This window comes from Microcystis sp. M015S2, from assembly GCF_020245945.1.
GTDB lineage: Bacteria > Cyanobacteriota > Cyanobacteriia > Cyanobacteriales > Microcystaceae > Microcystis.
Map to the genome: position 1 here is coordinate 1 of NZ_JADBTX010000025.1, position 4,051 is coordinate 4,051.

General features: G+C 40.3%; 10 protein-coding genes. 8 read left to right on the forward strand and 2 right to left on the reverse strand.

Annotated features, from left to right (window positions below; genetic code table 11):
- Nucleotides 1-498, forward strand: a 498-nt coding sequence (locus IM473_RS05645; protein WP_287690376.1) for a GUN4 domain-containing protein, incomplete at its 5' end; no start/stop codon positions are given.
- Between the two features lie 92 nt (nt 499-590).
- Here the strand turns inward: IM473_RS05645 and IM473_RS05650 are convergent.
- Nucleotides 591-1,379: a transposase gene (locus IM473_RS05650; RefSeq protein ID WP_004158023.1), complete on the reverse strand. Its 789-nt coding sequence runs from the start codon at nt 1,377-1,379 to the stop codon at nt 591-593.
- 100 nt (nt 1,380-1,479) lie between these two features.
- Between IM473_RS05650 and IM473_RS22675 the strand changes: the two genes are divergently transcribed.
- The 7 genes from IM473_RS22675 to IM473_RS22680 all read left to right on the forward strand — a co-directional run bounded on the left by IM473_RS22675 (nt 1,480) and on the right by IM473_RS22680 (nt 3,313).
- The gene (locus IM473_RS22675) at nt 1,480-1,569 is read left to right on the forward strand and encodes a DUF6888 family protein (protein ID WP_407069705.1); all 90 of its coding nucleotides are present in this window, start codon (nt 1,480-1,482) and stop codon (nt 1,567-1,569) included.
- A gap of 20 nt (nt 1,570-1,589) precedes the next feature.
- Nucleotides 1,590-1,799: a DUF6887 family protein gene (locus IM473_RS05655; RefSeq protein WP_272094840.1), complete on the forward strand. Its 210-nt coding sequence runs from the start codon at nt 1,590-1,592 to the stop codon at nt 1,797-1,799.
- 334 nt (nt 1,800-2,133) lie between these two features.
- Nucleotides 2,134-2,355 carry a DUF2283 domain-containing protein gene (locus tag IM473_RS05660; RefSeq protein ID WP_287658230.1) on the forward strand — a complete coding sequence of 74 codons (222 nt, stop codon included), beginning with the start codon at nt 2,134-2,136 and terminating at the stop codon, nt 2,353-2,355.
- Between the two features lie 36 nt (nt 2,356-2,391).
- A complete protein-coding gene (locus IM473_RS05665; RefSeq protein WP_002769519.1) occupies nt 2,392-2,643 on the forward strand; it encodes a hypothetical protein in 252 nt (83 codons plus the stop codon).
- Between the two features lie 53 nt (nt 2,644-2,696).
- Nucleotides 2,697-2,909, forward strand: a complete 213-nt coding sequence (locus tag IM473_RS05670) for a RelB antitoxin-like protein (protein ID WP_002763396.1) — start codon at nt 2,697-2,699, stop codon at nt 2,907-2,909.
- On the forward strand, nt 2,896-3,168 hold the full coding sequence (locus IM473_RS05675; protein WP_002795818.1) for a type II toxin-antitoxin system RelE family toxin: 273 nt from the start codon (nt 2,896-2,898) through the stop codon (nt 3,166-3,168). Before IM473_RS05670 ends, IM473_RS05675 begins: the two co-directional genes overlap by 14 nt.
- Nucleotides 3,095-3,313 (forward strand): DUF6888 family protein, encoded by a 219-nt coding sequence (locus IM473_RS22680; RefSeq protein ID WP_407069704.1) that lies wholly within the window; start codon nt 3,095-3,097, stop codon nt 3,311-3,313. The genes IM473_RS05675 and IM473_RS22680 overlap by 74 nt, the downstream gene beginning before the upstream one ends.
- Before the next feature lie 125 nt (nt 3,314-3,438).
- Here the strand turns inward: IM473_RS22680 and IM473_RS22480 are convergent, their stop codons facing one another.
- On the reverse strand, nt 3,439-3,897 hold the full coding sequence (locus IM473_RS22480) for a M10 family metallopeptidase C-terminal domain-containing protein (protein WP_353738140.1): 459 nt from the start codon (nt 3,895-3,897) through the stop codon (nt 3,439-3,441).
- Between the last annotated feature and the right edge of the window lie 154 nt (nt 3,898-4,051).

A 4,051-nucleotide genomic window follows, 5' to 3' on the forward strand; every position in this document is an offset into this window, starting at 1 on the left:
GAGTCGGCGAAAACGATAACAGAAACCCCGAAACCCGCGTCACCGCCAGAAATCGAACTTAAAAGTGCCAAAGGAATCGATTATCGGAAATTAGAAGATTTATTAAAACGGCAGCAATGGAAGCAAGCGGACGAGGAAACCACCAACGTGATGCTACAGGCTGCCAACCGCACGAGTGAGGGATGGCTACGGGAAGAGAATATCGATAATTTTCCCTGCGAGGATTTGCGAACCATTGACCAATTATGGGTGAAATATAGTGGCGGTCGCTTTGGTTTTTCCGTGCAGGCGAAAATCTACCGCGAACTTGGTGGGACGCGGCAGTATAATGAAAGAGTTTGGAACGCTTTAGGAGATAGGGTAGGCTGGCGAGTGAATAAAAGCTGGATATACTACAAAGATGTTACTTTTGACCTAAAAGCACCCCTAGGACACCTCCCAGGAGGGAGTAGTGGTGGGGGAGTGGATTACTCTCTTCTCTCGCGTCGAGACTTGTAAAATGTAACATATAAAGGTTACAGCCAATTTTTAAGAATTGTATCGGGTTGGTTTTCCACGAAGCCATGCGGGTTCTGGGTTTTCGATACCTGTCACCCAGGCCCCGCGTCCTGTCCGCGACAGGATTGTAGTATGTCCCCGGCGACGCGGGGGTTGTAGGCGTTGGCAAAAACGAACTGATCCGCCACCGCGAGAATTTCTGGGGTGACTTCCTCCCAATCCTCCCAGAGAGACAATTGGCCTGGAGAGGATTTTTTAGACCTTTTCTTCGGCTTTATCCCCGCGAGTAGCTTACTTCCCCAGTGGTTGCGGGTTTCCGGCTTCGGTCGCGGCCGGTATTTTTTGCAGAATCCGCGATATTTGGCCGCGCATTCCTCTAGGGTTTCCCCCAGACTCAAAAACGCAGGATGCCAAGTGGTTAAGCCATCGTCTCCGAGTCGGTCATAGACCCCGTAATCGCTAAAATCGTAGAAGAATCCGACTTGGACTCCCGCAGCCTTCGGATTGGCGTGAATATAGCGTAGGGTATTCAGCGCTCGCTTAGTATCCGTGGTGGGAAAGCCGCTACTGTGATAGCGTTTCTCCCAGAAGTGACCAGTTCGATTCAGCATTCGGTTAAAACACATGGCGGTGTACCAGTTCAACCAGTGCATGATTTTGGGCAAGTCTTCTGCGTCTTTCGGTTCGATGAGATAGTGAATATGGTTACTCATCACACAGAGCGCGTAGAGTTTGAATCCGTACTTCTCGATCGCTTTTTTGATAGCGTAGAGTAACACCTGTCGGCATTCTAGACGGGTGAGGCGAAATTCTCGGTTATTACAGCGAATGGTTATATGATAGGAATAACCTGGGATTAGTTCTCGTTTTGCTCGTGACATTTTGCGTATTTTTCCCCGCGAGGACTTGTAGAATATAACACCTAAAAGAAAGATACCGCTATCTTTATTTGTCAGTTGCTTATCTTTTTTCTACCAACCGATATACCTATTCCGCTATGATAGCCGACTCAAAGTTATTTATATTTTAGCGGGAACCAATGAAGACATCAGCATTTTAATCGATGAATAGGGAAATTGGGACTTTGAATTATGAAAAAATCACCTTCGGAAATGACTAACGCAGAACTCCGTCAGTATCTTTCGGAACATCGAAATGAAGAAGCTATTTTTAGGGAAGCACTAGAAGTATTATTAAGCCGAAAAAAAGACGGTTTTAAATATCCCGCACCTCAAACGATGTCCTATAAAGAAATAGAAACAATTTTCAAAGAAAAATTAAATCAAATAATTGAGAAATAGAAATCGTGCGTTATGCGATTATTATCGAAAAAATTGATAGGGTTTCGATTCCTGTTACAGGTTGGCGATATAATATTGGTTGGATAAATGAAAGAAGTTCGATTTAGTGAGCATTCTAGAATCAAATTGAATTTGCTATCCGCTCGTGGAATTTTTATCACTCCTGAATTTATCCTCGAAACTGTACAATTTCCTGATAAAATAGAAATCTCTGAAGACAACAAGCGAATCGCACAAAAAAAGTTCAATGATAATTTAGTGATTCGAGTAGTTTATCGAGAATTCAGTGCTTTTTTCTTAATCATCACCCTTTACCCCGGTAGGATATCCCGATATGAACAAGATACACTATAGCTCAGATGTGGATGCTTTATTAATTGAGTTAAACAATAATCCAATTGCTTACGCAGAGGAGGAAGAGAAAACAATATTACATTATTCCGAGGACGATCAGTTAGTTTTGATCGAGATTCTAGATTTTGGTTGTTCTCTATCGGAAGATGCTAGACAAGAACTTGCAAAATCCATATCTTCTCGTGCATCGATTCAAATATAGTTATTAGTTAATATCCATCTCACAACAATTTAAATCATGAAAGGTATTCAGTATATTGTCGATGAAACAGGAGAAAAAACAGCAGTTGTTATCGATCTAAAAGAATGGGGTCAACTGTGGAATGAGTTTTATCAAAATTTACTCGATCGCTCTCCCGTAAACGAAGACTGGATAAATCGATCGCCTTTTCGAGAAAAATTAGATCAAGCTCTCGCATGGAATGCTAATCATCCACCGCAGTTATCAGATCTAGAATCCCTAGAGAGCAAACTTGAAAATAATGAGTGAGGTTTTACTTGATTTATCAATAATAATCTAGAGAACTTTTAGAGGAAATCCAAATGCTAGAAATTAACAAAAGCTATGTATTAGACAAAGATCAAAAGCCGATTGCTGTTCAGATTCCCATTGCTGAATTTGAAAAAATCGAAGAAATCCTAGAGGATTACGGACTAGGAAAACTCATCGAAGAAGTTGAAAATGATCAAATCCTAGACAAAGAAAAAGCCTTACAATATTTAGAATCTCTTAAAAACAAAAATGTGGAAGGTTGAATATAACAAGAGATTTTTAAAAGAATTAACCTCCTTGCCAAAAGACATACAATCTCGCGTTGAGTTGATCGTATTTTCCGAGTTAGAAACTGACAATCCTTTTGAATTAGGCTATCTCGATAAAATGAAAGGACATAAAGATAAATATAAAATTAGAGTTGCAGATTATAGGATTGGACTGACTATTGATAAACCCAATCAAACCATCATCTGTCAACGAGTCGCACATCGTAGAGAAATTTACAAAACTTTTCCTTGATAGAAAAATACCGCTATCTTTATCTGTCAGTTGCTTATCTTTTCTCTACCAACCGATATACCTATTCCGCTATGATAGCCGACTCAAAATTATTTATATTTTAACGGGAACCAATGAAGACATCAGCGTTTTAATCGATGAATAGGGAAATTGGAACTTTGAATTATGTCTATATACAAAGTCAGCATTCATCCCATCGCTAAAAGCGAGGGAATTCTGCTGACACTCAGTTAAATGCAGTGAGAGCTTATTGCCTCAAACCAGAGGATGTCACAGCACTATATTGGTAACAGGTAAACTATACACTCCAGCGATCGCCAATTGAAAGTCGCTGACTGCATCGCCGTTGGTATCCCCGCAAAGGAGACCGCCGTCAAAGCGCAGTTGTCCCGCTTGACCTGAAAAATCCGAGTTACCGATAAACGTGAAACTCTGATTACCAACGCTGAGGGAGTTGGCATCGATGCCAGAGATGTCAATAGTATCAAGACCAGTATTAAAATCAAGGATTTTGTCTTGGTTTGCGCCTTGACCGATTTCATCAACGGTATTGAAGATAAAACGGTCCCGACCTTCACCTCCCGTTAGTTGATCTGACCCTAATCCTCCGTTAAGAATGTCATCACCACCGCCATCAATAATGACATCATTACCAGTGCTACCGGTGATATTATCATTCCCCCAATAGCCATTTATTTGGATATTAGACCTCTTGCATAATTTTTTTATGGTATAATATAATGTTTTGCTTTTTTCTCAATTCTTAGATTGAAGTGGAAAAAAGAATAAAATGTGATCTTAGGTCAGGAAATCATCTATAATTTTGCTATGTTTATTAGCAAAATTATGGATTATCAAAACTTATCAGATGAACAATTCAAAC